The sequence below is a fragment of the Bifidobacterium longum subsp. longum JCM 1217 genome, assembly GCF_000196555.1.
Classification (GTDB): domain Bacteria; phylum Actinomycetota; class Actinomycetes; order Actinomycetales; family Bifidobacteriaceae; genus Bifidobacterium; species Bifidobacterium longum.
Window position 1 is genome coordinate 134,968 of the sequence record NC_015067.1, and the last position, 24,259, is coordinate 159,226.

17 protein-coding genes are annotated in these 24,259 nt (G+C 62.9%); 9 read left to right on the forward strand and 8 right to left on the reverse strand.

Annotated features, from left to right (window positions below; translation table 11 throughout):
• Window positions 1–16 precede the first annotated feature (16 nt).
• Window positions 17–973, reverse strand: coding sequence for a glycoside hydrolase family 31 protein (locus tag BLLJ_RS00540; RefSeq protein WP_322972690.1), 957 nt, complete (start codon window positions 971–973; stop codon window positions 17–19).
• Window positions 974–1,061: 88 nt separating this feature from the next.
• On the reverse strand, window positions 1,062–2,399 hold the full coding sequence (locus BLLJ_RS00545) for an IS3 family transposase (RefSeq protein WP_013582323.1): 1,338 nt from the start codon (window positions 2,397–2,399) through the stop codon (window positions 1,062–1,064).
• A gap of 334 nt (window positions 2,400–2,733) precedes the next feature.
• Here BLLJ_RS00545 and gtfA point away from each other — a divergent pair, with 334 nt between their 5' ends.
• The 6 genes from gtfA (at window position 2,734) to ilvC (BLLJ_RS00575) (ending at window position 11,944) form a co-directional block, all read left to right on the forward strand.
• Window positions 2,734–4,260: a sucrose phosphorylase gene (gtfA, locus tag BLLJ_RS00550; protein ID WP_013582324.1), complete on the forward strand. Its 1,527-nt coding sequence runs from the start codon at window positions 2,734–2,736 to the stop codon at window positions 4,258–4,260.
• Between the two features lie 217 nt (window positions 4,261–4,477).
• On the forward strand, window positions 4,478–6,115 hold the full coding sequence (locus BLLJ_RS00555; RefSeq protein WP_013582325.1) for an MFS transporter: 1,638 nt from the start codon (window positions 4,478–4,480) through the stop codon (window positions 6,113–6,115).
• A gap of 63 nt (window positions 6,116–6,178) precedes the next feature.
• On the forward strand, window positions 6,179–7,222 hold the full coding sequence (locus BLLJ_RS00560; RefSeq protein ID WP_013582326.1) for a LacI family DNA-binding transcriptional regulator: 1,044 nt from the start codon (window positions 6,179–6,181) through the stop codon (window positions 7,220–7,222).
• 627 nt (window positions 7,223–7,849) lie between these two features.
• Window positions 7,850–9,217 carry an MFS transporter gene (locus BLLJ_RS00565; protein WP_013582327.1) on the forward strand — a complete coding sequence of 456 codons (1,368 nt, stop codon included), beginning with the start codon at window positions 7,850–7,852 and terminating at the stop codon, window positions 9,215–9,217.
• Between the two features lie 193 nt (window positions 9,218–9,410).
• On the forward strand, window positions 9,411–10,463 hold the full coding sequence (gene ilvC / locus BLLJ_RS00570) for a ketol-acid reductoisomerase (RefSeq protein WP_012576581.1): 1,053 nt from the start codon (window positions 9,411–9,413) through the stop codon (window positions 10,461–10,463).
• A 428-nt stretch (window positions 10,464–10,891) separates the two neighbouring features.
• The gene (ilvC, locus tag BLLJ_RS00575; protein WP_007051650.1) at window positions 10,892–11,944 is read left to right on the forward strand and encodes a ketol-acid reductoisomerase; all 1,053 of its coding nucleotides are present in this window, start codon (window positions 10,892–10,894) and stop codon (window positions 11,942–11,944) included.
• 181 nt (window positions 11,945–12,125) lie between these two features.
• Here ilvC (BLLJ_RS00575) and BLLJ_RS00580 read toward each other — a convergent pair whose 3' ends face one another.
• The 4 genes from BLLJ_RS00580 to BLLJ_RS00595 all read right to left on the reverse strand — a co-directional run bounded on the left by BLLJ_RS00580 (window position 12,126) and on the right by BLLJ_RS00595 (window position 18,046).
• Entirely contained in the window at window positions 12,126–13,940 is a 1,815-nt protein-coding gene (locus BLLJ_RS00580) for a glycoside hydrolase family 13 protein (RefSeq protein ID WP_013582328.1), read from the reverse strand.
• A gap of 159 nt (window positions 13,941–14,099) precedes the next feature.
• Window positions 14,100–15,134 carry a LacI family DNA-binding transcriptional regulator gene (locus BLLJ_RS00585; protein WP_013582329.1) on the reverse strand — a complete coding sequence of 345 codons (1,035 nt, stop codon included), beginning with the start codon at window positions 15,132–15,134 and terminating at the stop codon, window positions 14,100–14,102.
• A gap of 132 nt (window positions 15,135–15,266) precedes the next feature.
• Entirely contained in the window at window positions 15,267–17,504 is a 2,238-nt protein-coding gene (gene malQ, locus BLLJ_RS00590; RefSeq protein ID WP_013582330.1) for a 4-alpha-glucanotransferase, read from the reverse strand.
• A gap of 260 nt (window positions 17,505–17,764) precedes the next feature.
• Window positions 17,765–18,046, reverse strand: coding sequence for a hypothetical protein (locus tag BLLJ_RS00595; protein WP_007055544.1), 282 nt, complete (start codon window positions 18,044–18,046; stop codon window positions 17,765–17,767).
• A gap of 44 nt (window positions 18,047–18,090) precedes the next feature.
• On the opposite strand from BLLJ_RS00595, the gene BLLJ_RS00600 reads away from it, so the two are divergent.
• Window positions 18,091–18,747: an alpha-amylase family protein gene (locus BLLJ_RS00600; RefSeq protein WP_008783499.1), complete on the forward strand. Its 657-nt coding sequence runs from the start codon at window positions 18,091–18,093 to the stop codon at window positions 18,745–18,747.
• 11 nt (window positions 18,748–18,758) lie between these two features.
• On the opposite strand, the gene BLLJ_RS00605 is transcribed toward BLLJ_RS00600, so the two are convergent.
• A complete protein-coding gene (locus tag BLLJ_RS00605) occupies window positions 18,759–19,769 on the reverse strand; it encodes a LacI family DNA-binding transcriptional regulator (protein ID WP_007051644.1) in 1,011 nt (336 codons plus the stop codon).
• Window positions 19,770–20,038: 269 nt separating this feature from the next.
• On the opposite strand from BLLJ_RS00605, the gene BLLJ_RS00610 reads away from it, so the two are divergent.
• Window positions 20,039–20,755 (forward strand): carbohydrate ABC transporter permease, encoded by a 717-nt coding sequence (locus BLLJ_RS00610; RefSeq protein WP_007051643.1) that lies wholly within the window; start codon window positions 20,039–20,041, stop codon window positions 20,753–20,755.
• Window positions 20,756–20,866: 111 nt separating this feature from the next.
• Entirely contained in the window at window positions 20,867–23,404 is a 2,538-nt protein-coding gene (locus BLLJ_RS00615) for a glycoside hydrolase family 31 protein (protein ID WP_013582331.1), read from the forward strand.
• A gap of 334 nt (window positions 23,405–23,738) precedes the next feature.
• Here BLLJ_RS00615 and BLLJ_RS00620 read toward each other — a convergent pair whose 3' ends face one another.
• Complete coding sequence (locus tag BLLJ_RS00620) at window positions 23,739–24,080, reverse strand: ATP-binding protein (protein WP_230317347.1); 342 nt, start codon at window positions 24,078–24,080, stop codon at window positions 23,739–23,741.
• Between the last annotated feature and the right edge of the window lie 179 nt (window positions 24,081–24,259).

The window sequence follows — 24,259 nt, forward strand, 5'->3', positions numbered from 1 at the left end:
AGAGGCGACATGCGGGCTAGGATCGGAGCAGCACCTCCGTCAGCGCTTGACGGACGGCGCTCGGCATATGCGAATCGGAGCAATCTTCCATGTCCGGCCCGCTGACGTGCTCGAGTGAATCCATCGTGGCCAATGCGTCGATGCCGTTCTCCGCTATGGCGGCATAAGCCTGTTCCTTGGTCAGATATCGCATTTCGGCATGCCGAAGGATGTCGAAGACGTCTTCCATGCGGGGATCGGGGGCCATCGTCGTGTCGCCGATGGTGACACGTATCTCGCTGCGGGTGGATACGTCGGCGACCGTTACCTGCAATGTGAGGGTTTCGGCATCATACCGGCGATCCGAATCGACGGATGCGCCGTCGGCCTGTACGGATATGTCGCTGTCGGTAATGCCTCGGAACAGGAAATCCCATGTTCTCCGGGCCGGCAGAGCGTGAACGTCTCCCTGGGCTGGCGATACCGTGAGTGCGGATGTGGCGCCGTCCTTGCGCCATCGATAGGTGATCGCGGTGGTCGCCGGGGTGATCTGCCGAGAGTAATGTCCCGAATCCTCCATCAGCGTGAAGTCGCCGTCCGCTCCGGGGAAGACGATGATCTCCAGATGCTGCGGGTTGTCGACGGAGTTGATGGAATCCCCCTCGGACAGGGGCTGCATCGGCACGATGCCGCCGGCCTTCGCGAACACGGGAATTCCGTCGAGCGGACGCCAGACGGTCATGCGCCGTCCGTTGGGCGAAGACGCGCTATACCGGCGCCCGGTGAAGAAGTCGAACCAGTCGCCCTGCGGCAGCCATACGTCGGCCTTGCCCCGTCGGGAGGATTTATCCATCGGTTCCGTGATGGGCGCGGCCAGCAGTTCGGTGCCGAACATGTATTCGTTGGGAACGTGGTATGCGGCGTCGATGTCGGGCGATCCCCAATACATGGGCTCCACCAGGGGAAGGCCTGTCCGGGATGCGCGCCAGTTCATGGTGTGGAGGTACGGAATCATGCGATGGCGCAGGCGGAGCGCATCGTCCATGATCGCACGGAGGGGGTGCGGATGTTTTTTTGGACGGTCAGGCGGCCAGTCCAAGACTTCTGCGGTATTGCACGGGGCTCATCCAGTCCAGTGACTTCTTGATCCTGGTTTCATTGTAGTGGGTCAGGTAGGCGGCCAGGCGTTCGCGGAACTCCTCGTAGCCCACGCCCCTCCAGTCCCGCCCGTAGAATAACTCGTTCTTGAGCCTGCCGAAGAACCCCTCGGCGGCCGCGTTGTCCGGGCTGCATCCCTTGGCGCTCATCGACCGGATCAGCCCGTGCTCCTCGCAGATGCGGATCCATTCGTCCCACCGGTAGTGGCAGCCGCGGTCCGAGTGGATGATTGGATGTTCCCCGTCCCTGAGCGTGGCGACCGCGTCAAGGAGCATCCGGTTCGCCATGTCGGCGTTCGGGGAGCGCGACAAGGTCCAGGAGACCACCATCCCGTCGAAGCAGTCGACCACCGGGGAAAGCCAGCACTTGTACCCGTCCATGGTGAACTGGGTGACGTCCGTGACCCACAGCATGTTCGGCGCGTCGGCGTGGAAGTCCCGCTCCACGAGGTTCGCCGGGGCCTCGCCGATCTCGCCGGCGTAGGAGCTCCACCGCTTCGGCCGCTTCAGGTACACGGGCCGCATGGCCCCCTCGCGCATGATCCGCCTGACGACCTTCTCCGAGACGACGATCGGGTCGGACTCGTCAAGGCGCAGCATGCGGTGGATGGTCCGGTATCCCCATGCGCGCCCACCCTGCTCGAACAGGCCGGCGACGCGGGCCCGCAGCACGGCGTACCTGTCGCCCGCGGCGATCGCGCCGCGCTCGTAATAGTAGGTGCTGCGTTTCAGCCCCACGGCCTTCAGACAGGCCGCCAGGCCGAATTCACCCCTGATCGCGTCGACGACCCGCGTCCTCTCCCTGTTCGTCAGCATGGACGGGTCGAGGCGCGGGTCGTCGGCTTTTAAAACATCGATCGTCTCCCGCATCACCGCGTTCTCCAGCCGCAGGACCTCCACCTGCCGGCGCAGCTCCTCCACGTCATCGCCGGCCGCGGGCATCGGTTCGGCCGGCATCGGCGCGTTTCTCCTGTCCATCAGTCCCAGTATCCCCTCGCTCCGGTAGCGGCGCATCCACTGGTACACGCTCGTCGGCGTGCAACCCGCGTCGCGCGCCACGCGGGCGAGGGGCTCGCCCTCGAGCGCGCGTCTGGCCGCATTCGTCTTGCATTCCAGCGTATACGAACGCCTGCACGCGCCCGTGATCTCGTCGGCCTCCGCGTCCAGCATCGCGTTCAACAGCTGTTCGACCTTCTCCGACACCAACCGGTCCAGCTTCGTCTCGAGCATGTTCTCGTCGACCTGTAGAATCTGATTCGGCATGGTTCCGTCGCCTTCCTAAATAGGTTGATTTGGTTTGGCGACTGAAATCGTACCCGGACGACGGACCATGTCTCTCAACTCAAGCCTCAACCAAAATGCGCAACAAACCGGGCGTTATCAATCGGACACATTGGAGTCGGACAGGCTAAGCTGCATAGAACACCGCATCTAATCGGTTCGACACGCGCATTTCACTGCGCGACTGGACATTGACGTCCCTTTCGAGGTAATATCGAACCGGTTCGATACATACGTGAGTATGCAAATACGTAAACAACAAACAGGCAGATGCGCACGCAAATTGCACCCGCGCCCATGAGCCAAGGGAGGTCCCATGAAAAACAAAGTGCAACTCATCACATACGCCGATCGTCTCGGCGATGGCACTCTTAGCTCGATGACCGACATCCTGCGCACCCGCTTCGACGGCGTGTATGACGGCGTGCATATCCTGCCGTTCTTCACTCCGTTCGATGGTGCGGATGCAGGCTTCGACCCGATCGACCATACCAAAGTCGACGAACGTCTCGGCAGCTGGGACGACGTCGCCGAACTCTCCAAGACCCACAACATCATGGTCGACGCCATCGTCAACCACATGAGTTGGGAATCCAAGCAGTTCCAAGACGTGCTTGAAAAAGGTGAGGAATCCGAGTATTACCCGATGTTCCTGACCATGAGCTCCGTCTTCCCGAACGGCGCCACCGAAGAAGACCTGGCCGGCATCTACCGCCCGCGCCCGGGCCTGCCGTTCACCCACTACAAGTTCGCCGGCAAGACGCGCTTGGTCTGGGTGAGCTTCACCCCGCAGCAGGTGGACATCGACACTGATTCCGCCAAGGGTTGGGAATACCTGATGTCGATCTTCGATCAGATGGCCGCCAGCCACGTGCGCTACATCCGTCTCGACGCCGTGGGCTACGGCGCCAAGGAAGCCGGCACCAGCTGCTTCATGACCCCCAAGACCTTTAAGCTCATCTCCCGTCTGCGCGAGGAGGGCGTCAAGCGCGGCCTTGAAATCCTCATCGAGGTTCACAGCTACTACAAGAAGCAGGTGGAAATCGCCTCCAAGGTGGACCGCGTCTACGATTTCGCCCTGCCGCCGCTGCTTCTGCACTCGCTGTTCACCGGTCACGTCGAACCCGTGGCCCACTGGACCGAGATCCGCCCGAACAACGCCGTCACCGTGCTCGATACGCACGATGGCATCGGCGTGATCGACATCGGCTCCGACCAGCTCGACCGCTCCCTCAAGGGCCTCGTGCCCGACGAGGACGTCGACAACCTGGTCAACACCATCCATGCCAACACCCACGGCGAATCCCAGGCCGCCACCGGTGCCGCCGCGTCCAACCTCGACCTCTACCAGGTCAACTCCACGTACTACTCGGCCCTCGGCTGCAACGACCAGCACTACTTGGCCGCCCGCGCCGTGCAGTTCTTCCTGCCGGGCGTGCCGCAGGTCTACTACGTGGGCGCGCTCGCCGGCCGCAACGACATGGAACTGCTGCGCCGCACCAACAACGGCCGCGACATCAACCGCCACTACTACTCCACCGCCGAAATCGATGAAAACCTCGAACGCCCGGTGGTCAAGGCCCTGAACGCCCTGGCCAAGTTCCGCAACGAACTGCCTGCATTCGATGGCGAGTTCAGCTACGAGGTCGATGGCGACACGTCCATCACCTTCCGCTGGACCGCCGCCGACGGCACGTCCACGGCCGCCCTCACCTTCGAGCCCGGACGCGGCCTCGGCACAGACAACGCCACCCCGGTTGCCAGCCTTGCCTGGAGCGATGCCGCCGGCGACCACGAAACCCGCGATCTGCTCGCCAACCCGCCGATTGCCGATATCGACTAACCGTTGGCCCATAAACGCCACTCCGCTGTGCGCGCTCCAAGTAGTGCGCCCGGCGTAAGCTGGGTTCATGGAGAGCAAACCGCCCGCAGTGCACTGAAGCCAGTGCGCCCGGGCGGTTTTGCGTATGCGGGGTTGAAGGTCATGCTCCTGCGGGCGCGGCCCAAGCATCCCGCCGGAATCGACGAGACGAGCAGCAGAACAGAGAAAGAGCAGCATCATGTTGGAACCGTATGTGCGTCCGGGTATTGATGATCGCCCGGATTTGGACAAGGTCCTAAGTCCCGAAGACAAAGCCGCCGTGGCCAGACTGGCCATCAAGAATCGCCGCCGCCCGCCCGAAGCCTCTGCGGACCAGCCTGAGGCCCAGGCTGTGCGATTGGCTTCCGCCGGTTCTTCGGCAGCCGCTGCTGCAGCCGCCAGTGTGGACACTCCCGCGCCGGATATGTCGTCCGCCTACCTCGACATGCGCGATCCCATGGTCGCCGTCAATGGCCAACGCCCTACCGCAGGTCAGGTCTCCCGACTCAACTGGGGTTTCTTCGCTGCTTCAATTCTGGTCGGCGCACCTTGGGTGGCGTTGAACACCATTGCCATGCCCAACGCGATTGCGCGTACGTTCGGCTATGACACTGCTGTTGCCGGTCATATCGCCATCAATCCGGCCACTGGCCGCCCGTTGCCCGTCGCCACCGAATTGGCGATGCCCCTGGCCGTGTTGGTGATTGTCGGCGTAGTGGCCTCCATGTTTGCGATGCCGCTGATTTCAGTGTTGTCCGACCGCACACGCACGCCATTGGGCCGTCGTACCCCGTGGATGGTTGGCGGAGGTCTGCTGTGCGCGCTGATCACGCTGATTCTGGGGCAGAATATCGGCATCATTGTGCTTTGTATTTTCTGGGTGTTCCTACAGTTCGCCTATGCGATGCTTTCCGTGCCGTTGACCAGCGCCATCAGCGAACGGGTGCCCGACAAGTTCCGCCCTCGCATCGAACGCTGGCATGGCATCGGTGTGATGCTCGGCCAAGCGCTTGGCGTGTGCATGGGTGCGCTTGGTGTGATGTTCAATTCGTTTGCGCCGTTTAGTTACACCGCCGTGCTATTTGCAGTGTCCGGTATTGCCACCGTATTGATTCTGCCCAAGGAGCCTTCTAGCGCTGAGCAGCCGAACCAGCTTTTTGACCGCAGTCAGGTACTTGACCAATTGCGCCCGCCGGCCCACGCTCCCGAGTTCTCCCGGGTGTTCGCCGCCCGTACGTGCATGATGGCCGGTGTTGGGCTGACCGGTGTGTTTCTGTGGTATCTCGTACGTTTCTGGGTTTATGGCAAGGCCGTGGTACTTACGTCCGCGCCGCTGACCATTCCGGCCGGATTCCTCATTGCCGGTATGGCTGTGGCCACATTGATCGGTGCCGCGCTCGCCTCCTGGGCCGCCGGGCCGATTTCCGAGCGAATCGAGGAAAAGAACATTCCCGTGGCCCGTGTGGTGGCCGGTGCCTGCCTGCTGTATGCGATTGGTCTGGGGCTCGCATGGGGCCTTGGCGTCTGGTCCACCGGCACTGCCCGTGAAAACGGCATGCTGCTGTTTGCGTTGATCTCCGGATTCGCCTTCGGCATTTACGATTCGCTCGGACTTGAACTGGTGATGGACTCTTTGCCCGACCCGCGCCGAGCCGGCCACGACCTCGGCATTTATGCGCTCGCCAACTCGGCCGGTCTGGCGCTCGCCGCCATCATCGGCGCGCTACTGGTGAACGCCTTCGAGCATAGCTTCGGCTATTACCTGCTCTTCCCGTCCGCCATCGTCATGGTGCTGCTGGCCGGAATCGTCACCCTCACCACCAAATCTGCCGAATAATAAACCGGTTCGAGTACACTGGTCAGCAGTGATCCAGTCCAGTACTCGCAGGGGAGCAAAACCATGGTCGGCATGCGCGACGTAGCCAAAGCGGCAGGGGTGTCCTTAAGCACCGTTTCGTTGGTGGTCAACAACACCGGCTACGTCTCGGCCGATATGCGTGCCAAAGTCGAGTCCGCGATGCGCCAGCTCAACTACATTCCCAACGAGCTGGCCCGCAACCTCTACCGAAACCGCACCAACACCATCGGCGTGATCATGCCGACCATCGCCCACCCGTTCTTCTCCACACTCACCGCGCATCTGCAGCGCGAGTTCGCCGCGCGCGACCTCAAAACCCTGCTCTGCTCCACCGCCGATACAGACAAGGGCGAGAGCGAGTACATCGACATGCTCCAGCGGCACATGATGGACGGCATCATCATGGCGGCCCACACCGAGCATCCGGCCGACTACTGGACCTCCATCCATCGGCCAATTGTCGCTTTCGACCGCACGCTCGGTGAGGGTGTGCCGGTCGTCCGGTCTGATCATGAACAGGGAGGCCGTCTGATTGCGCGCCAGCTCATCGATTCCGGCGCGCGCCACGTGGTGCTCGTTGGTGGCCCGCGTTCCCAGTTCGCGGAAGGCACCACTTTCCCCACGATTCGCTACCATCTCACCGTCGAGCGTCTGCTGGCTGAGGCCGGCATTGCCTGCGATTATGTCGAAGCCGGCACCGTGGCCGACATCGCCGCCCACGAAGCCACCGCATGCGCCATTTTCGAACAGTATCCTGATGTCGACGCCATCGTCGGCTCCGATGTGGTGGCATCCGTGGCATTGCAGGAAGCCTCACGACGGGGTATCGAGGTGCCTGCTGATCTGCAAGTCATCGCCTATGACGGCACTCTCATGGCCGAAACCGCCGGCAAACGCCTGACCGCGATTCGACAGGACTTCCCGGCCATCGCCGCCGCGCTCGCCGTCCGCATGGACTCACAGATCGCCGCCGACGGTGGCCCCGCCTCTCCGTCCAAGAACGATAGCGCTTCGAACGTTGACACCCAACCCACTCCCGAAGAAGTCATCCCCGTAGCCCTCATCCCCGGCGAAACCACCCGGTGACTCCTATCTTGGCTCCCCTCTCTGAGGCTGAGCTGTGAAGCAAACAGTCCAGTGGACTGTTTGTAGGCGAAGGCGAGCCGGGAGGCGAGCAGGCAGACTGCGGGCGGTAGCCCGTCTGTAATTGCGGCCGAGCTGGCGGCGTAGGCGACTGAGGGGAGCCGAGTCACGGCCGCCCACAGTCACCCATCTCACATGACTCCTACGTCACAATGTCCACAATGTGAACCCTTGCTGGATTGGCAAGACATACAAACCTATGTTTACATTCCAGTTCAGGTCGAACGGCCTGAGGAAATACCGAAAGGAGGCCACGCGATGACTGGATTCAATGCTTCTGCGTTTGTATCCGCACGAATTATTAGCCCGTCTTCGCTGGCGGACTAATTCGGCACTGATGCTTGAAGCCCCGTCAACGAAGGCAGGGCCAATCAAGCTGACACAATCGGCACGGCCCTGCATGATGCGGGGCTTTTTTTGTTGCGCTCACAAGGCTTACGGCAGAATCCCGCAGACGGAAACGGTAGCGGACAGTACACGGCAACAACACAGCGACAGAACAACAACCTCCCTGTGGGGCGAAATAATCGCCCGCCGATGAGAGTGAACGAGAGCAAAACAGGAGTAACAATGACTGCAGCAGTCGAAGAGACTGGCTTAGGGCAGGCGGCAGGTAAAGCCGCTACCTTGGTACGCGATTCGGTCAAGACCGTGATCGCCGCGTCGATGGTCGGTACCGCCATCGAATTCTATGACTTCTACGCCTACGGCACCGCCGCGGCAAACTACTTCCCGCACATCTTCTTCTCCGCGAAGGACAACCCCACCGTCGCACTGCTGATGAGCTTGCTGACCTTCGCCGTCGCCTTCATCGCCCGCCCGCTGGGCTCGCTGATCTTCGGCCACTTCGGCGATCGCATGGGCCGCAAGACCACGCTGGTCGTCAGCCTGATGACCATGGGTGTCGGCACCTTCCTGATTGGCTGCCTGCCCACCTACGATCAGGTCGGCGTTGGTGCAGTCGCCATCCTCTGCCTGCTGCGTTTCATCCAGGGCATCGGCCTGGGCGGCGAATGGTCCGGCGCGGCACTGGTCGCCACCGAGAACGCGCCTGAAGACAAGCGCGCACTGTACGGCTCCTTCCCGGAGCTCGGCGCCCCGATCGGCTTCTTCCTGTCCAACGGCACCTACTTCGTGCTCGAATCCTTCAACAATCAGGACGCGATGCTGGCTTGGGGCTGGCGTGTGCCGTTCCTGCTGTCCGCCATCCTGGTGATCGTCGGTCTCGTGGTCCGCGTTCACATGGAGGAGACCCCGATCTTCCGTATGGCTCAGGAGCAGAAGAAGGTTGTCAAGTCCCCGCTGACCGAGGTCTTCCGCAAGTCTTGGCGTCAGGTGCTGCAGGCCACCTTCCTCGTGGCTGTGACCTACACGCTGTTCTACACGCTCGCCACTTGGTCCCTCGCTTGGGGCACCAAGGAGCAGGGCGAAGGCGGCGGCAACCTTGGCTTCACCAACCAGGAATACCTGCTCATGCTCATGATCTCCATCTGCGTGTTCGCCCTGTTCATCGTGCTGTCCTGCCTGTACGCGGACAAGATCGGCCGCCGTCGCGTGCTGACCTTCTCCTCCTGCGCGCTCGTCGTGTTCGCCGTGCTCTTCCCGTTCCTGCTGGACGGTGGTCTGGTCGGCCAGAAGAACTTCTTCGCCAACATGGTGTTCCTGTGCGTCGGCTTTGCCCTGATGGGCATCGCCTTCGGCCCGATCGGCGCCTTCCTGCCTGAGCTGTTCGACGCCAACGTGCGTTACTCCGGCTCCGGCATCGGCTACAACCTGGCCGCCATCGTCGGCGCGGCTTTCGTGCCGACCATCGCCACTTGGCTGAGCTCCCACTGGGGCGTCCACTCCGTGGGCCTCTACCTCGCCGTGATGGCCGTGTGCTGCCTCGTCTCCGTGCTCACTTGCAAGGAGACTAAGGACGTTGACTTTACCAAGTGACGATGTTCACAACGTGAAAAATCTCAATTCCACGAAGTGAACCCCTGCGAGGCTTTTCCGGTGCAACAGGACTAAACCTGCATATCGGAAAAGCCCACAAGGAAAGCCACAACAGAATATCGCTCAGCGAAACCCCGCAGAGCACAAGAAAATTTCAACCCCCATAAACAAATAAATAAAAGGAGCGCCAAAAATGGCAGCAACTATCTGGTACGAGAAGGACGCCGATCTGTCCGTGTTCGATGGCAAGAAGGTCGCCATCTTGGGCTACGGCTCTCAGGGTCACGCTCACGCACTGAACCTGCGTGACTCCGGTGTCGACGTGGTCGTCGGCCTGCGTCCGACCTCCAAGTCTGTCGAGTTCGCCAAGGAGCAGGGTCTTGAGGTCAAGCCGGTTGGCGAGGCCGTCGCCGAGGCTGACGTTGTGATGATCCTTCTGCCTGACCAGTACCAGGCCAAGGTCTACAAGGAAGAAGTTGAGCCGAACCTGAAGCCGGGCGCTGCCCTGGCGTTCGCCCACGGCTTCAACATCCACTACGGCTACATCAAGCCGTCCGAGGATCACCCGGTCTTCATGGTCGCCCCGAAGGGCCCGGGCCACATCGTTCGTCGTGAGTACGCCGCTGGCCGTGGCGTCCCGGTCGTCGTTGCCGTCGAGCAGGACCCGGACGGCAAGACCTGGCCGCTGTGCCTGGCTTACGCCAAGGCTCTGGGCGCTCTGCGTGCAGGCGCCATCAAGACCACCTTCACTGAGGAGACCGAGACCGATCTGTTCGGTGAGCAGGACGTCCTCATGGGTGGCATCAACCACCTGTGCGACCTCGGTTTCGACGTGCTGACCGAGGCTGGCTACCAGCCGGAGATCGCCTACTTCGAGGTCTTCCACGAGCTGAAGATGCTCGTCGACCTGGCTAACGAGGGTGGCCTGAACAAGGCTCGCTGGTCCTGCTCCGACACCGCTCAGTACGGCGACTACACCTCCACCGTCATCACCGACGAGACCAAGAAGCGCATGCAGTACCAGCTCAAGCGCATTCAGGACGGCTCCTTCGCCAAGGAGTTCATGGACGACCAGGCCGCTGGCGCCCCGAAGTTCAAGAAGCTGCAGGAAGAGTACTCTCACCCGCACCTCGAGACCGTCGGCCCGAAGCTGCGCGCCATGTTCTCCTGGAACAACGCCGAGGCCAAGGACAAGGACGAGGCCGAGTCCTTCAACGGCAAGATCGCTCGTACCCAGGTTCAGTGATTGCCGCCCCTGAAGGGGATTTAAGCTAGCAAACCGCCGTTCCCGCCCATACGGGAGCGGCGGTTTTGTGTTGTTGCGCGCAGCGAATCATTCTCAATAACAACTATGCGCTGATTTCTTGCAGGCAAACGAACACCGAATATGCAAGATCGTTGATATCTCAGCCTTTCCCCATATGTGGGATTGTGCGATTCTGTTCAAAAGGGTGCAGAGTTGTTATCGAGAATCGTTCTCTGCACACGGCTGTCCATACTCCAATAGTGACCTAGCTCACGTTGTGGACTCCAGCGGGGCTGCGACGGCGTTCTCGGTAGGATTGAACTCGGTTTGAAGGACACAATCCTCGCAAAACAGGACTTATCTGCACACCGTAGATACCCCCGGCGCCCAGCGGCGCCACAACCCACTACTGAAAAGGAGTGCCAATAATGGCAGCACAAATCTGGTATGAGAACGACGGCGATCTTTCCGTCCTCGAAGGCAAGAAGGTCGCAATCATCGGCTACGGTTCCCAGGGCCACGCCCACGCGCTGAACCTTCGCGATTCCGGTGTCGACGTGGTCGTCGGCCTGCGTCCGACCTCCAAGTCGGTCGACTTCGCCAAGGAGCAGGGCCTCGAGGTCAAGTCCGTGGCCGAGGCTTCCGCCGAGGCCGACGTGATCATGATTCTGGCCCCCGACCAGTACCAGCGCACCATCTGGGCCAACGACATCGAGCCCAACATCAAGCCGGGTGCCGCTGTTGCGTTCGCTCATGGCTTCAACATTCACTACGGCTACATCAAGCCGTCTGAGGATCACCCGGTGTTCATGGTTGCCCCGAAGGGCCCGGGCCACATCGTTCGTCGTGAGTACGCCGCTGGCCGTGGCGTGCCGGTCGTCGTGGCCGTCGAGCAGGATCCGCGTGGCGACGGCTGGGCTCTGACCCTGGCCTACGCCAAGGCCCTCGGTGCCCTGCGCGCCGGTGCCATCAAGACCACCTTCAAGGAAGAGACCGAGACCGATCTCTTCGGCGAGCAGAACGTGCTCATGGGTGGCGTGAACAAGCTCGTCGAGATGGGCTTCGAAGTCCTGACCGACGCCGGCTACCAGCCGGAAATCGCCTACTTCGAGGTCTGCCACGAGCTCAAGATGCTCGTCGACCTGATGAACGAGGGCGGTCTGAACAAGGCTCGTTGGTCCTGCTCCGACACCGCCCAGTACGGCGACTACGTCAACACCGTCATCAACGAGGACTGCCGCAAGCGCATGGAATACCACCTGCAGCGCATCCAGGACGGCTCCTTCGCCAAGGAGTTCATCGACGACCAGGATGCCGGCGCCCCGCACTTCAAGGAACTGCAGGAGAAGTACTCCAACGAGCGCATCGAGACCGTCGGCCCGAAGCTGCGCGCCATGTTCTCCTGGAACAAGGATGGCGTCAAGGATGCCGACGAGGCCAACTCCTTCACCGGCAAGATCGCCCGCGCCCAGGTTCAGTGATTCTTCCTTGGCTCCCCTCGGGTGAGGTGCGCACGAACAGCGAGCCGGCAATCGCAGCCTTCAGGCTGTCCGTGTTGCAGTACGCTGGCGCGTAAGCGCCTGAGGGTGGTCCCCAGTGCATACCAAAAGGCCGCCGCTCCGATTCATTCGGAACGGCGGCCTTTCGCTTATTCCAAGGGATCTACTTGATAACCCACGCAGAAGTGTCGGTGGGGAGCTGGCCTTCGGGGGTCAGCGGGCCGGACGCCAGCACCACGGAGCCATCGGGCAGCGCGACCGGGGCATTGCCGAAGTTGGTGATTGAGGTGAACACCCGCCCGCCAACCGCCGCGCGGGTGTACGCCACCACATCGTCGCCCATGTCCACCTGCTCGGCCGTGGTGTCGCGCGTGGCGGTCAGCGACTCCTGGCGAATCGCCAGTGCGGCGCGATACAGCGCGAGCATCGAGTCCGGGTCGGCTTGCTCCACGTCCACCGCGTAATCCTTGAACCACAGCGGTTGCGGCAGGTGCGGGTCGGCGGCCGGCGTCACGCCCTCAGCGCGCGTAGCCGGCGAGAAGCCGAAGGAAGCGCCCGTGCCGAACTGGCCGGCTGCGCACAGCGGCACATGGTTTTCGCCGGTACCGTCATCGGCCGGAGCCGGACGGCTGAAATCGGCCAAGGCCGGCTCATCGGCGGCGGTCCACGGCAGCGGCACGCGGCAGCCGTCGCGGCCCTTGTCCATCGTGTTGCGGGTGGTGTGGAAGGCGGTCGGATCCTCCAAGTGATCCCACGGAATATCGGCCACCTCAAACAGGCCCAGTTCCTCGCCCTGATAGATGTATGCGGCACCGGGCAGGCCGAGCTCCATCAGCGCGGCGGCACGGGCACGGCGGGTGCCGAGCTCGCGGTCTTCGGGATATGTGGTGCCGTTGCGCAGCAGCCAGTCGTGCGGCAGCTGGTGGTAGGGCGCGCCCTTGACCTGCGGCAGACCGTAGCGGGAGGGGCTGCGCGGCACGTCGTGATTGTTCATGACCCACGTGGTGGTGGAGCCGCCGGTTTCGGCCGCCGCCTTAAGACCCGCGGCGATGGCCTTGCGGAACTCGTCGGCATACCAGTTGGCTTGCGCGAAGTCGAAGTTGAAGGACTGGCCCAGCTCGTCCATCGAAGCGTACAGGTGCTGGTGCTCGGGCACCACCCACGCCTCGGCCACGGCAAAGCGCGGCGGGTCGTACTCGTTGAACACCTTGCGCCATTCGCGGTAGATATCGTGCACCTCGCGACGGTCGAACAGCGGGTGGCTGAAGTCATGATTCAGCACGCCGACCACGCTGTATTCGCGGCCGAGCTCTTCCAACGGCTTGGATTCGAGGTCCTTGGCCAGGCCGTTCGCCACGTCGATGCGGAAGCCGTCGGTGCCGTGGTCGGACCAGAAACGCAGGGTCTTCTTGAACTCCTCGTGGATGTCCGGATTCTTCCAGTTGACGTCCGGCTGCGCCTTATCGAACAGGTGCAGATACCACTGGCCGTCGGCCACGCGCGCCCAGGCCGGGCCGCCGAAGAAGGATTGCCAGTCGTTCGGGGGCAGTTCGCCATGCTCGCCGCGGCCGTCGCGGAAGATGTAGCGGTCGCGCGCCGGGGAGCCGGGCTCGGCGGCGAGGGCCTCCTGGAAGAACACGTGCTTGTCGGCGGTGTGATTGGGCACGATGTCCACGATTACCTTGATGCCGGCCTCATGCGCGGCCTTGGCCATGGCGTCGAAGTCGTCCATGGTGCCCAGTCGCGGGTCGACGTTGCGGTAGTCGATCACGTCGTAGCCGCCGTCCGCCAGATCGGAGGGGTAGAACGGGGAGAGCCAGATGGCGTCCACGCCGAGGCTCTTCAGGTAGTCCATTTTCTCGGTGACGCCGGCGATGTCGCCGATGCCGTCGCCGTTAACGTCCTTGAAGCTGCGCGGGTAGATCTGGTAGACGACGGCCTGCTTCCACCAGTCGTCATTGAGGTTATTTGCGGTCATGCCGATTCCCTCCTGTTCCGGGTGCGTTGTGGTTGGGTTGTTCCGGTCGCGCCCGAACTGCTGTGTGAAGGCCCAACCGTTGTATTAATGATGATAACGATATCATGTGAATCACGCATGCAAAAATCGATTTATCGGCGTTTTGCGGTGGTAACGTGGTCACGCCTGCGCGGGCGCTGCTGTCGCGGCAGGCGGCGCGGTGGTTTCGCGCAGTATTAGCGGAGTGTTCGGCCGTACGAATGCCGGTTCGATTGACTTGCCGGCAATGGCATCCAATACCATGTGCCCGGCAGTCGCGCCCATTGCGAACGGGTCCTGATGCAGCGTGGTCAGTCCCACGGCGGCGGACAGGGTGGAATCGTCGAAGCCGATGATGGAAATGTCCTGAGGTACCCGCCGCCCGTATTGACGCAGGCGATACAGCACGGGCGCGGCCATTTCATCATCCTCAAAACAGAAGGCGGTGATGCTGGGGAAGGCGTTCAGTACGGCGTTCAATGCCGCGTTGCTTTCGCCAAGACCGCGTTGAATGCTCAGGGGCGTTAGCTCGATCCCCGGATGGGCGGCAGCGGCATCAATGACGCCCTGCAAACGAGCCTCGGCACTGTAGCGCATATTGGTTTCGGTCGGTGCGCTGCCGACGAACGCGATATGCCGGTGGCCGAGTGCAATCAGGTGCTCGATAGCCGAACGTGTGGCGGCGTAATCATCAATGCTCACGCCTGCGTCGAACCCATCGGTGGAGGGGATGTTGATGCCGACAATCGGCACGTGCATATGCTTCAGTCGCTCCACTTCAGCCGGTTCGATGTCGAAGGAGCTGACAATCACCGCATCCGCATTGCGCCGCACGGGCAAATCCGCAAAGAAGTCGTGGCGCTCGGCGGCGTTGCGCATGGGGTAGGGCACAGTGTCGTAGCCGGAGGGGCGCAGCGCCGAGTCAAGACCGGCGAAGATGTTCGAATTGAACCAACTGGCGATGGTCTCGCTGGCAAGCAATGCGATACGGAACGATTGGCCGGATTTCAGGGCGGCGGCCGAGCGAGAGACTGAGTAGTCGAGCTTTTCGGCCGCGGCCATCACTCGGTCTCGAGTCTCGGGAAGCACCAGATCCGGCTTGGCGAAGGTTCGGGACACCGTGGATACGGAAACGCCGGCCTCGCGGGCCACTGCCTGAATGCTTGCCTTGGTCATATGCCGTCGCTCCTTCGCCGTCGCGAACAATCATTGTCATGACAACGATAACATGCCCATAACAAGTCGTCGTCTTCGGCTATCTCGATTACGAGGGGCTGATTTAGACCAATTTCCCATTGCCGGAATCGATCACCGCTTCTCTCGGCGCATCACGGCGGCTAGGGACTGCACGCGTGGCAGGTCGAAGACCTCGTCGGTATGTACCACGTGGCCTGAGCTGTCCGCCAGCGGCACGCGCCAGTTCGAATACTCTCTGGAAGTGCCCGGCTGATTCTGGGAACGGCATTCGCCCACGCCGTCCACCAACGCTGCCTGCAGCAGCAGCGACGGCGTATCGGTGAGCATGGCGTGCATCGCTTCCACGATTTCCTGCACATGGCCTTCCACATCATCCGCCACGGTCTGCGAGATATAGCCGTTCTCCACCAGACGGTTCATCATGGCCGTGCGTTCGGCCATCGCCGAGGCGGCGAACGCCTCCACCGGCTCGCTCAGGAGATGCAGCTCCTCGCGTAGCTTGACGTGTTCGAAGTTCAGGTAGCCGGCGGTGGGTGGCAGATCGTGCGTGGTCACCGAGGCCAATGCCTGCTTGCGGTAGTCCTCGGGTGCGCGGTACGGGTCGCCGGCGTTCGGCGAATCGTCCACGCGGTTGAACCATTCCACGTCAGTGCCGAGTACGCCGTGATCTGCCAGAATGCGGCGCACGTAATCCGGCACGGTGCCCAGATCCTCGCCAACCACCATGCCTCCGGCGCGCGTGGCTTCGATGGCCAGTACTCCCAGCATCGCTTCGTGGTTGTACGTTACGTATGCGCCGTTGAGGGCGCCGAGCCCCTGCGGAATCCACCACAGGCGGAACAGGCCCAGCACATGGTCGATGCGCACCGCGCCCGCGTGCTCGTACATCGAATGCACCATCTCGCGGTACACCTGGTAGCCGGTGGCCTCCAGATAGCGTGGGCTGAACGGCGGCTGGCCCCAATCCTGGCCCTGCTGGTTATAGAAGTCCGGCGGGCAGCCGACCGTGACGCCGCCGGAGGCGAAGCGTTCCGGATTGGCCCAGGCATCCGCGCCGAGCCCGTGCACGCCCACGGCCATGTCTTGCATCAGACCCAGTGTCATGCCGTGGTCCAGCGCCTCCTGCTGCGCGGCGTTCACCTGCTCGGCGGCAATCCACTGCAGCCAGCGGTTGAACTCGAACAGGTCGTGGTGCTCCTCGACGAGCTGGCGCACGGCCGGGTCGTCGATGGTCTTCTCGAAGAACCAACGGTTCTCGCCCCACGGCGCGCCCCATACCTCGAAGCACAGGCACCAGGTGGCGAAGGAATCGAGGTCTGGGCCGGCGGTGGTCTTGAAATGCTCGAATTCGAGCTCGCGCTTGTTGTTGCGGCCCGCGTCGAAGATCAGGCGCAGCGCCGGGCGTTTGGCCGCCCACGCCGCGTTGATGTCCATCGGGTTCGATTCGTCGTTGCGTGCGGCCACTGAATCATGCAGCGCATCCACCTGCGCTCGGATATCGGCCGGCAGCGTGCCGTATTCGGGGATGTCCTGCGGGCGGATGTACGTCACGTTGAGGAATCGGCGCGATTCCGGTAGATACGGCGATGGCTCAAGCGGCGGAATCGGCGCGCCGGCGTGAATCGGGTTGATGAGCATGAAGTCGGCTTTGGACTTGTCGGCCGCGTCCGCCAGCAGCAGCTTCAGATCGCCGTAATCGCCGATGCCCCACGATTCGCGGGACCGCACGGAATACATCTGCGTCATCCAGCCCCACCGCTGGTGCTCGGCGACCGCCTCCGGCACGGGAATGCGCGCGGGGGCGGCGATGATGGCCGCCTTGCCCTCGCGCCCGTCCACCGTGACGGTCAGTGTGTGGTAGCCCATCGGCAGATCGGGGGCGATGGTCAAGTCCGGCTTGCCGGAATTGAGGTTCGGCAGCAGGGCAAAGTGGCCAAACGCGGTGCCGTCCTCCAGCTCGATGGAGGCGGTGATGTCCGCGTCCGACGGGCAATTCAGGGTCAGGCTTGTCGGCTTGCCGGTGGTGGCCACGATGGTGGGTGGTAGCAAACGTTTGCTGTTTTCGGCCTCAAGTTCGGTCATGGAACGTTTTATGGCCTCGTCGCTGGAGGCGTCCACATCGAGGGCCTTGAGCACGGCGACCAAGGCCTCGTCGCTGATTTCGGTGTAGGTGCCGAGCTGGTCGATGAACGAGGTGGAAAGCCCGCATGCTTTGGCCAGCTTGACCAGCGGACGGGCGAGTCGTTCCGTGCTTTCCGCGCGCTGCGGGGCACCGGAAGCGGCGTCGTTGGTGGTGTCTGCGATGGTGCCGGTGCTGGTCGCTGCGTCGTTGCTGTACGCGTCGGTCATGATGACTCCTTGCTTGCAAATTGGGTACTGCTAGTCGTTTGCATTGCTGTTCGAGGGCCGCTCTGCGTTGAGGTTCCGGCAACCTGACAGACCAATGTTCGAGCTGTTCTGCCTCTACCGTAACTCATATTGACAACGATTGCAATACATTCGGTGAGTTGGACGAGGCTAGAGGTGTTGGTGTTTGTCGTGATGGCCCGTTGACTATCCCCAGTCGACTTTGCCGACAGCCTCGCCGGCGGAGGTGAGGTCGAACGGGTTTAACCAAACACGACGAACGATTGCGGGGAGAGCGTCAGCTGCCCGCCGCTCACGGCCGGTTCACCAAGACTGAGCAGCACGTCGGCGTCGGAAGAGAGCTCGTCCGGCAGGTATTCCGTGAGGAATGAGGCGATTGAGGCACCTGAATCGGCGTTGAAATAACTGGAATCGCCTTCGTGCTCCATAGGCGTGTCGGTATTGCGCAGCAACAGGTTGTAGCCGTTCGGGTGGCCGTCCCGGCGCCAGTCGAGGTAGAGGTCCATGTCGAAGCCGGCCTGCATCGATTCGTTCGGATGGCCTGGACGCCATCGGCGGACCGACCTGGGTGGATTCCGATAAGGCGGCCGTATGGGTGACCAACTGGGACACCGAGCGCAACGGCTCCTCGCTCACCACCCGTGACGGCACCAGCTACCTGCTCGCCAACGCCTTCATGCTCGCCTACGATTACGGCCAGCCGCACATCTTCTCCGGCTACTACTACGCCGGCGTCGACGACGGCGCTCCCGGCGCCACCCGCACCTCCGTGCCGGACATGACCTGTCCGACCGACGGCATCGAAACCGCCGGCACCTGGCACTGCGCGCAACGCTGGACCGCCATCCGCGGCATGATCGGCTTCCGCAACGCCGTGGCCGGCACCTTCACCGCCACCGTGGCCAAGGGCTCGGCCGTCGCCCTATACGCCGGCGCGACGCCCGCAAACTGGGCCGGCACCCGGAAATACGATCCGTCCGATCCCGCCTGGTTCACCGGCGAAACACCGCATAAGGGCGATGACACCGCCGCCAAGTCCGCCGATTCCGCAGCGTCCGCCAAGTCAGGCGACGCCAAGTCCGGAAAGGCAACGTCCGATGCCATCCGCCGCGCCGCAACGCTCGCCGCCATCCTCCTGCCCGTCATCGTCGGCGTCACGTTCATGGCGATAGCTCGCAGGAACGGCAAAGCCCAGTCCGACAACAGCGGCCCGAATAACGACTGATTCGGCCCCGCTCAGCCGCGCACCCGCGGCGCGGCGGTGGAGTCGCGTACCAGCAGTTGCACGGGGAAGATCTCGTGCGGCTGGTCCAGGGTGCGCCCCTCGATAAGGTCCAGGGCCTTGCGCGCGGCGGCGACGGCCATGTCGTACGGCTTCTGGCGCACGGTGGTCAGCCCCACCTCGCCCGAGAACGTGCTGTTGTCGAATCCGGTGACGGACAGGTCGGTCGGAATCGCCATGCCGCATTGGCGCAGGCGGAAGAACAGCGGAATCGCCAGCGAATCCTGATGGAAGCACAGGGCAGTCGGGGCGTCGTCGCGCGCGAGCAGCGCGGTGAGGGCGGCGTCGACCGGATCGTCGCCGGCCTGCATGTCCATCGTCTGGCCGGTCACGCCGTCCAGTTCGCTGCACGCCTCCAGGAATCCGGTGACGCGGTTGTGCGAGCTGAAGCCCATCGTGGCATCGAACGTCTCGTACAAATACAACAGGTTGCGGTGGCCGAGCGTGGTCAGATGGCGCACGATCAGCCGGATGCCGGCCTTGTCGTCGATGCCCACGGAGGCGGTGAACCCCTGCGAGGCCGTGTTGATGCCGATGAGCGGGATCCGCGTGGTGTTGAGTCGCCTGATTTCGGCCGGGGTGATGGCGAACGACGAGACGATGACCGCGTCCGCGTTGCCGCGCACCGGCAGTTCGTCGAAGAACTCCTCGCGCGCGCCCGCGTCGCCGATCGGTTGGATGACCAGATCGTAGCCGGCCGATCGCAGCACTTCGTTGAGGCCTTCGATGATGCGCGAGGTGAACCAGTCGAGCTTGCTGCTGCCCACCAGCAGCGCCACGCGGTGGGAGCGGCCCGATTTGAGGATGCCGGCCATGCGGGATACCGAGAAGTCGAGTTGTTGGGCGGCCTCCATCACCTTGGCGCGCGTTTTGGCGGAGACCATGTCAGGGCGGGAGAACGCGCGGGAGACCGTGGCGGTGGAGACGCCTGCTTGCCTGGCGACGTCCTCGATGCTGGCTTTCATGGCCCCTCCCGGTTTTTCAAAGTTGACGGTGTGACAAACTTCTCTTCATTGTAAATCATTGCAGTACGTTTTACGACAGTCATAGTGCAATGGGTTGCGATATTGCGACACGCCGAAAATATAGACCAATATGGTCTCAATAGCTTTGGAATGTAACAGGTTGCAAATGTAACGGTTTGCATGGCTGAGAAAGCCGGGTTGCCGAACTAGTTCGACACCCGTATGCTGAACCGTGTTCACTTAGAGCTTGCGAGGAAGTAAGGGAGATAATGAAGATCAAGAAATCTCTCGCCGCGCTGACTGCAACCGTGAGCATTATGGCACTTGCAACCGGTTGCAGTTCGAGCGGTTCGTCAGGCGTCGTCGACACCCAGGCCGACAAGGGCCTGGCCGTCATGGGCGACACCATCACCTACGACCCCAACCACTTGGTCAACGACGGCCAGCCCATCGAACTGGGCTACTGGTCCTGGGGCGACGAAAGCACTGACCCGGTGATCTCCATGCTCCACGAGTACGAGAAGATCCACCCGAACGTCACCTTCAAGATCTCGCAGGTGGCTTGGAGCGACTACTGGGTCAAGACCCCGCTCTCGCTCAAGGGCAACAAGAACGCCCCCGTGCTGTTCAACGTCCACAACTCCGAGGATGCCCTGCTCCGCCCGCACGCCGTCCGCCTCGACGGCGCCAGCGACTGGCGCATCTTCCACCAGGTGGTGCTGCCGATGAGCCGCAATTCCATCGCCGCGCTCGCCATCTTCACCTTCCTGTGGAACTGGGAGGACTACCTCTGGCCGTTCCTCATGATCACCGATGACGACAAGCAGCTGTTGTCGGTGGGCCTCAAGATGTTCTCCGGCCAGTACGGCACCGATTACGGCGGACTGTTCGCCGCCACCTCCGTGACCATCATCCCGGTGGTCATCGTCTACCTGGTGTTCCAGAAGCAGTTCATCGCCGGCATCGCCACCGGCTCTGGCAAGTAAACCCGGCCGGTTTCGGCCGAATCCGAACCGCGCCGCAGTCTCCCACCAGTCCCGGGGAGCCGCGGCCGCATCACTCGTATCATCGTGAATAACCGTACAGAAGGGGTAACCATGGCACAGTCACCACAACTCAAGCAGTCGTCTCCGACCTCGCCCGATCCGCAGGACTTCCGCCTCGACGCCACGCCGGCCATGCGCGCCGACAATGTGGTGTCCGGCGAGCACTGGCGCATCGGACTCATCACCGATTCGCTCGTGCGATTCGAATGGTCCGATTCCGGCGTATTCGAGAACCGCCCGACCCAGACCGTCCTGAACCGCGATTTCGGTAGCCCAGTCGAACGCCGCGTCACCGAGCGTGACGGCCGCGTCATCATCGACACCGCGGCCCTGACCATCGTCTACGACCAGCAGCCGTTCAGCAAGGAAGGCCTGAGCGTGGTCGTCAAAGGCGTGGCCGACACCCAGTTCAACACCTGGCATTACGGCGACGCCCAGCGCGGCAACCTCAAAGGCACCGCCCGCACGCTGGACGAGGCGGACGGCGCCATCGAGCTTGACAACGGCGTGATCTCGCGCGACGGCTGGGCCGTCATCGACGATTCCGCCGCCAACATCATCATCGAAACCGACACGGTGAACGGCAAGGCGAACCCGTTCGGCACCTGGGTATCCCCGCGCGCCACCGCCGAAACGGACTTGTACTTCTTCGGCTATGGCCACCGCTACATCGAGGCCGTACGCGACTTCTATCGCCTGACCGGCCCCACGCCGCTCCTGCCGCGCTTCGCCATGGGCAACTGGTGGAGCCGCTACTACCGGTACACGCAGGACGGCTATCTGGCCCTGATGGACCGCTTCAAGCGCGAGGGCATCCCGTTCACCACCTCCGTGATCGACATGGACTGGCATCGCGTGGACGACGTGGACCCGAAGTACGGTTCCGGCTGGACCGGCTACTCGTGGAACCGCGAACTGTTCCCCGACCCGCCGGCCTTCCTCGCCGACCTGCACCGGCGCGGCCTGCGCACCACACTGAACGTCCACCCGCGCGACGGCGTGCGCGCGTTCGAGGACGCCTACCCCGAAGTCGCCAAGCGCGTCGGCATCGACCCGGCCACCGAGGAGAACGTGGAATTCGACCTCACCAACCCGGACTTCGTGGACGCCTATTTCGACATGCACCACCGCATGGAGGCCGAAGGCGTCGACTTCTGGTGGCTGGACTGGCAGCAGGGCGGCGTGACCCGCGAGAAAGGTCTCGACCCGCTGTGGATGCTCAACCACATGCACTACCTCGACTCAGGGCGCGGCGGCAACTGGCCGCTCACCTTCTCCCGGTACGCCGGCCCCGGCTCCCACCGCTACCCGGTCGGCTTCTCCGGAGACACGATCGTGACCTGGGAATCGCTCGCCTTCCAGCCGCAGTTCACCGCCACCGCTTCCAACATCGGGTATGGCTGGTGGAGCCACGACATCGGCGGCCACATGTTCGGCTACCGCAACGAAGAGCTGGAGGCCCGCTGGTACCAGCTCGGCGCGTTCAGCCCGATCAACCGACTGCATTCGTCCAACTCGCCGTTCTCCGGCAAGGAGCCGTGGAACTTCAACCGTGACGTGAGCGCCGCGATGGTGGACGCGCTGCGTCTGCGCCACGCGATGATGCCGTACTTGTACACCATGAACTACCGTGCCGCCGAAGCCGGCCGTCCGCTGGTCGAGCCGATGTACTGGCAGAACCCGGATACGCCGGACGCCTACGAGGTGCCGGACGAGTTCCGCTTCGGCACCGAGCTCGTGGTCGCGCCGATCGTCTCCCCGGACGATGCCGCCGCCTGCCGCGGCCGCGCCGACGCCTGGCTGCCGCAGGGGGAGTGGTTCGACTTCTTCGACGGCCGCCGATACGTCTCATCCGACGCCGCCGGCCGCCGACTGGAGGTCTGGCGCTCGCTCGACCGCACGCCGGTGTTCGCCAAGGCCGGCGCGATCGTGCCGTTGCAGGACGTCGCGGAATCCGGCGAAGCGGTCAACTCTATCGCCAACCCGCAGGCCCTGCGCGTGCTGGTGTTCCCTGGTGCCGACGGCTCGTTCGTCATGCGCGAGGATCGCGGCACGTGGGGCGCCACCAGCGCCGACACCGCGATAGCGTTCACGTGGGGCGGGGCCGATGCGTCGCCCAGCGCCTTCACCGTCGCGCCGGTTACCGGCGATACGTCCGCCGTACCCGAGTCGCGCGACTGGACGGTCGTGTTCCGCGGCGTCGCGCCGGTCGATGCGGCCAGCGGCGTGCGTGCATGGTCCGGCGAGGCTCCGGTCGAGGCAACGGTGGCGTACGACGAGGCGACCATGAGCCTGACCGTGTCCGTCACCGGCATCAGCTCGGCTGCCAGTCTGCGCATCGAGATTCCCGGCGGTCTGCGCATCGCCGACAATCCGGTCGAATCGGACGCGATGGACCTACTGCTGCACGCCCAGATGCTCTACCGCACCAAGGAGCTCGCGCTGCAGGCGGTCCACAAGCTCGGCATCGGCGCGATCGGCGCCCTGCGCACCATGAACCGTGGTCCGCGCTACGCCAACGATTTCTGGATCACCGACATGCCCGATGCGGTGGCCGGCGCGCTCGAAGAAATTCTGCTGCGCAGCTGAGCCCGGTTGCAGTTTTCTGCAACATCCGGGTGCGCCCCGGTATGCGGCGATAAGTTCGGCATGGTTGCCGAAGGGCGTGGCATACCGGGTGCAGTGCGTGGGATGGCCTTCGCGATTGCACTCATCGTGCGGTCAGTGGAAAGGAACTTTTCATGCACAAGGTGAAACAGCACAAGGGCGTCGCGGTGGCCGCCGCAGTCTGCGCGGTCGCGATGGCGGCCTCGCTCGCGACCCACGCCGGCGCGGCCGGGGACCGGCGTTATTGACTGGCTGGCGTTATCGAGTGATTGGCGGTATCAATTAGCCGGCGTTATTGATGAGCCGGTGTTGTCGATTAGCCAGCGTTATCGACCGGCACTGAAGCATGCAGTACCCACTGCCCGCGTTTCTCCCGCACATCCCAATCCCCGTGCGCATGCAGCACACGCTCCCGATAGTACGCAAGCCCGGAATGCCGCCCCTCAAGCGTCGTGCCACCTTGACGTGGGCGGTCCGTCACATCAATGGTGACGTGGTCCTGAGCGGCGGAAACCAGCACCACGTAACGCTGCGTCGGATCGGCATACCTGGCGATATTGCCGAACAATTCCCGCAGAAAATCGGCGACAAACACTGTGTCTGAGTTATTCAGCGCATCGATGCCCCCAGCGACAATAACGTCGCCGACACACCCCATGCGCCGCAATCGCGCGCCGCCGCTGGCAAGTCTGATGGCAAGGCTGATGGCGCGCCCCAGTCACCCCTTGCAGTTTTCTGTATAAGTGGATTTTGGCTCCAAACGCACCACTCCGTCATCGCCGTCAGTCACTCCCACAAAAAACTTGAGCCAAACATACTCAACTTTTTGTGTTGAAA

Bases quoted from the DNA above. Each gene is read 5' to 3' on its own strand.
- BLLJ_RS00545 (WP_013582323.1), bottom strand. From the start codon at position 2,399: ATGCCGAATCAGATTCTACAGGTCGACGAGAACATGCTCGAGACGAAG.
- malQ (WP_013582330.1), bottom strand. From the start codon at position 17,504: ATGACCGACGCGTACAGCAACGACGCAGCGACCAGCACCGGCACCATC.
- BLLJ_RS00565 (WP_013582327.1), top strand. From the start codon at position 7,850: ATGACTGCAGCAGTCGAAGAGACTGGCTTAGGGCAGGCGGCAGGTAAA.
- ilvC (WP_012576581.1), top strand. From the start codon at position 9,411: ATGGCAGCAACTATCTGGTACGAGAAGGACGCCGATCTGTCCGTGTTC.
- BLLJ_RS00555 (WP_013582325.1), top strand. From the start codon at position 4,478: ATGTTGGAACCGTATGTGCGTCCGGGTATTGATGATCGCCCGGATTTG.
- BLLJ_RS00560 (WP_013582326.1), top strand. From the start codon at position 6,179: ATGGTCGGCATGCGCGACGTAGCCAAAGCGGCAGGGGTGTCCTTAAGC.
- BLLJ_RS00595 (WP_007055544.1), bottom strand. From the start codon at position 18,046: ATGCAGGCCGGCTTCGACATGGACCTCTACCTCGACTGGCGCCGGGAC.
- BLLJ_RS00585 (WP_013582329.1), bottom strand. From the start codon at position 15,134: ATGACCAAGGCAAGCATTCAGGCAGTGGCCCGCGAGGCCGGCGTTTCC.
- gtfA (WP_013582324.1), top strand. From the start codon at position 2,734: ATGAAAAACAAAGTGCAACTCATCACATACGCCGATCGTCTCGGCGAT.
- BLLJ_RS00620 (WP_230317347.1), bottom strand. From the start codon at position 24,080: ATGGGGTGTGTCGGCGACGTTATTGTCGCTGGGGGCATCGATGCGCTG.
- BLLJ_RS00605 (WP_007051644.1), bottom strand. From the start codon at position 19,769: ATGAAAGCCAGCATCGAGGACGTCGCCAGGCAAGCAGGCGTCTCCACC.
- BLLJ_RS00615 (WP_013582331.1), top strand. From the start codon at position 20,867: ATGGCACAGTCACCACAACTCAAGCAGTCGTCTCCGACCTCGCCCGAT.
- BLLJ_RS00540 (WP_322972690.1), bottom strand. From the start codon at position 973: ATGAACTGGCGCGCATCCCGGACAGGCCTTCCCCTGGTGGAGCCCATG.
- BLLJ_RS00580 (WP_013582328.1), bottom strand. From the start codon at position 13,940: ATGACCGCAAATAACCTCAATGACGACTGGTGGAAGCAGGCCGTCGTC.
- BLLJ_RS00610 (WP_007051643.1), top strand. From the start codon at position 20,039: ATGAAGATCAAGAAATCTCTCGCCGCGCTGACTGCAACCGTGAGCATT.
- ilvC (WP_007051650.1), top strand. From the start codon at position 10,892: ATGGCAGCACAAATCTGGTATGAGAACGACGGCGATCTTTCCGTCCTC.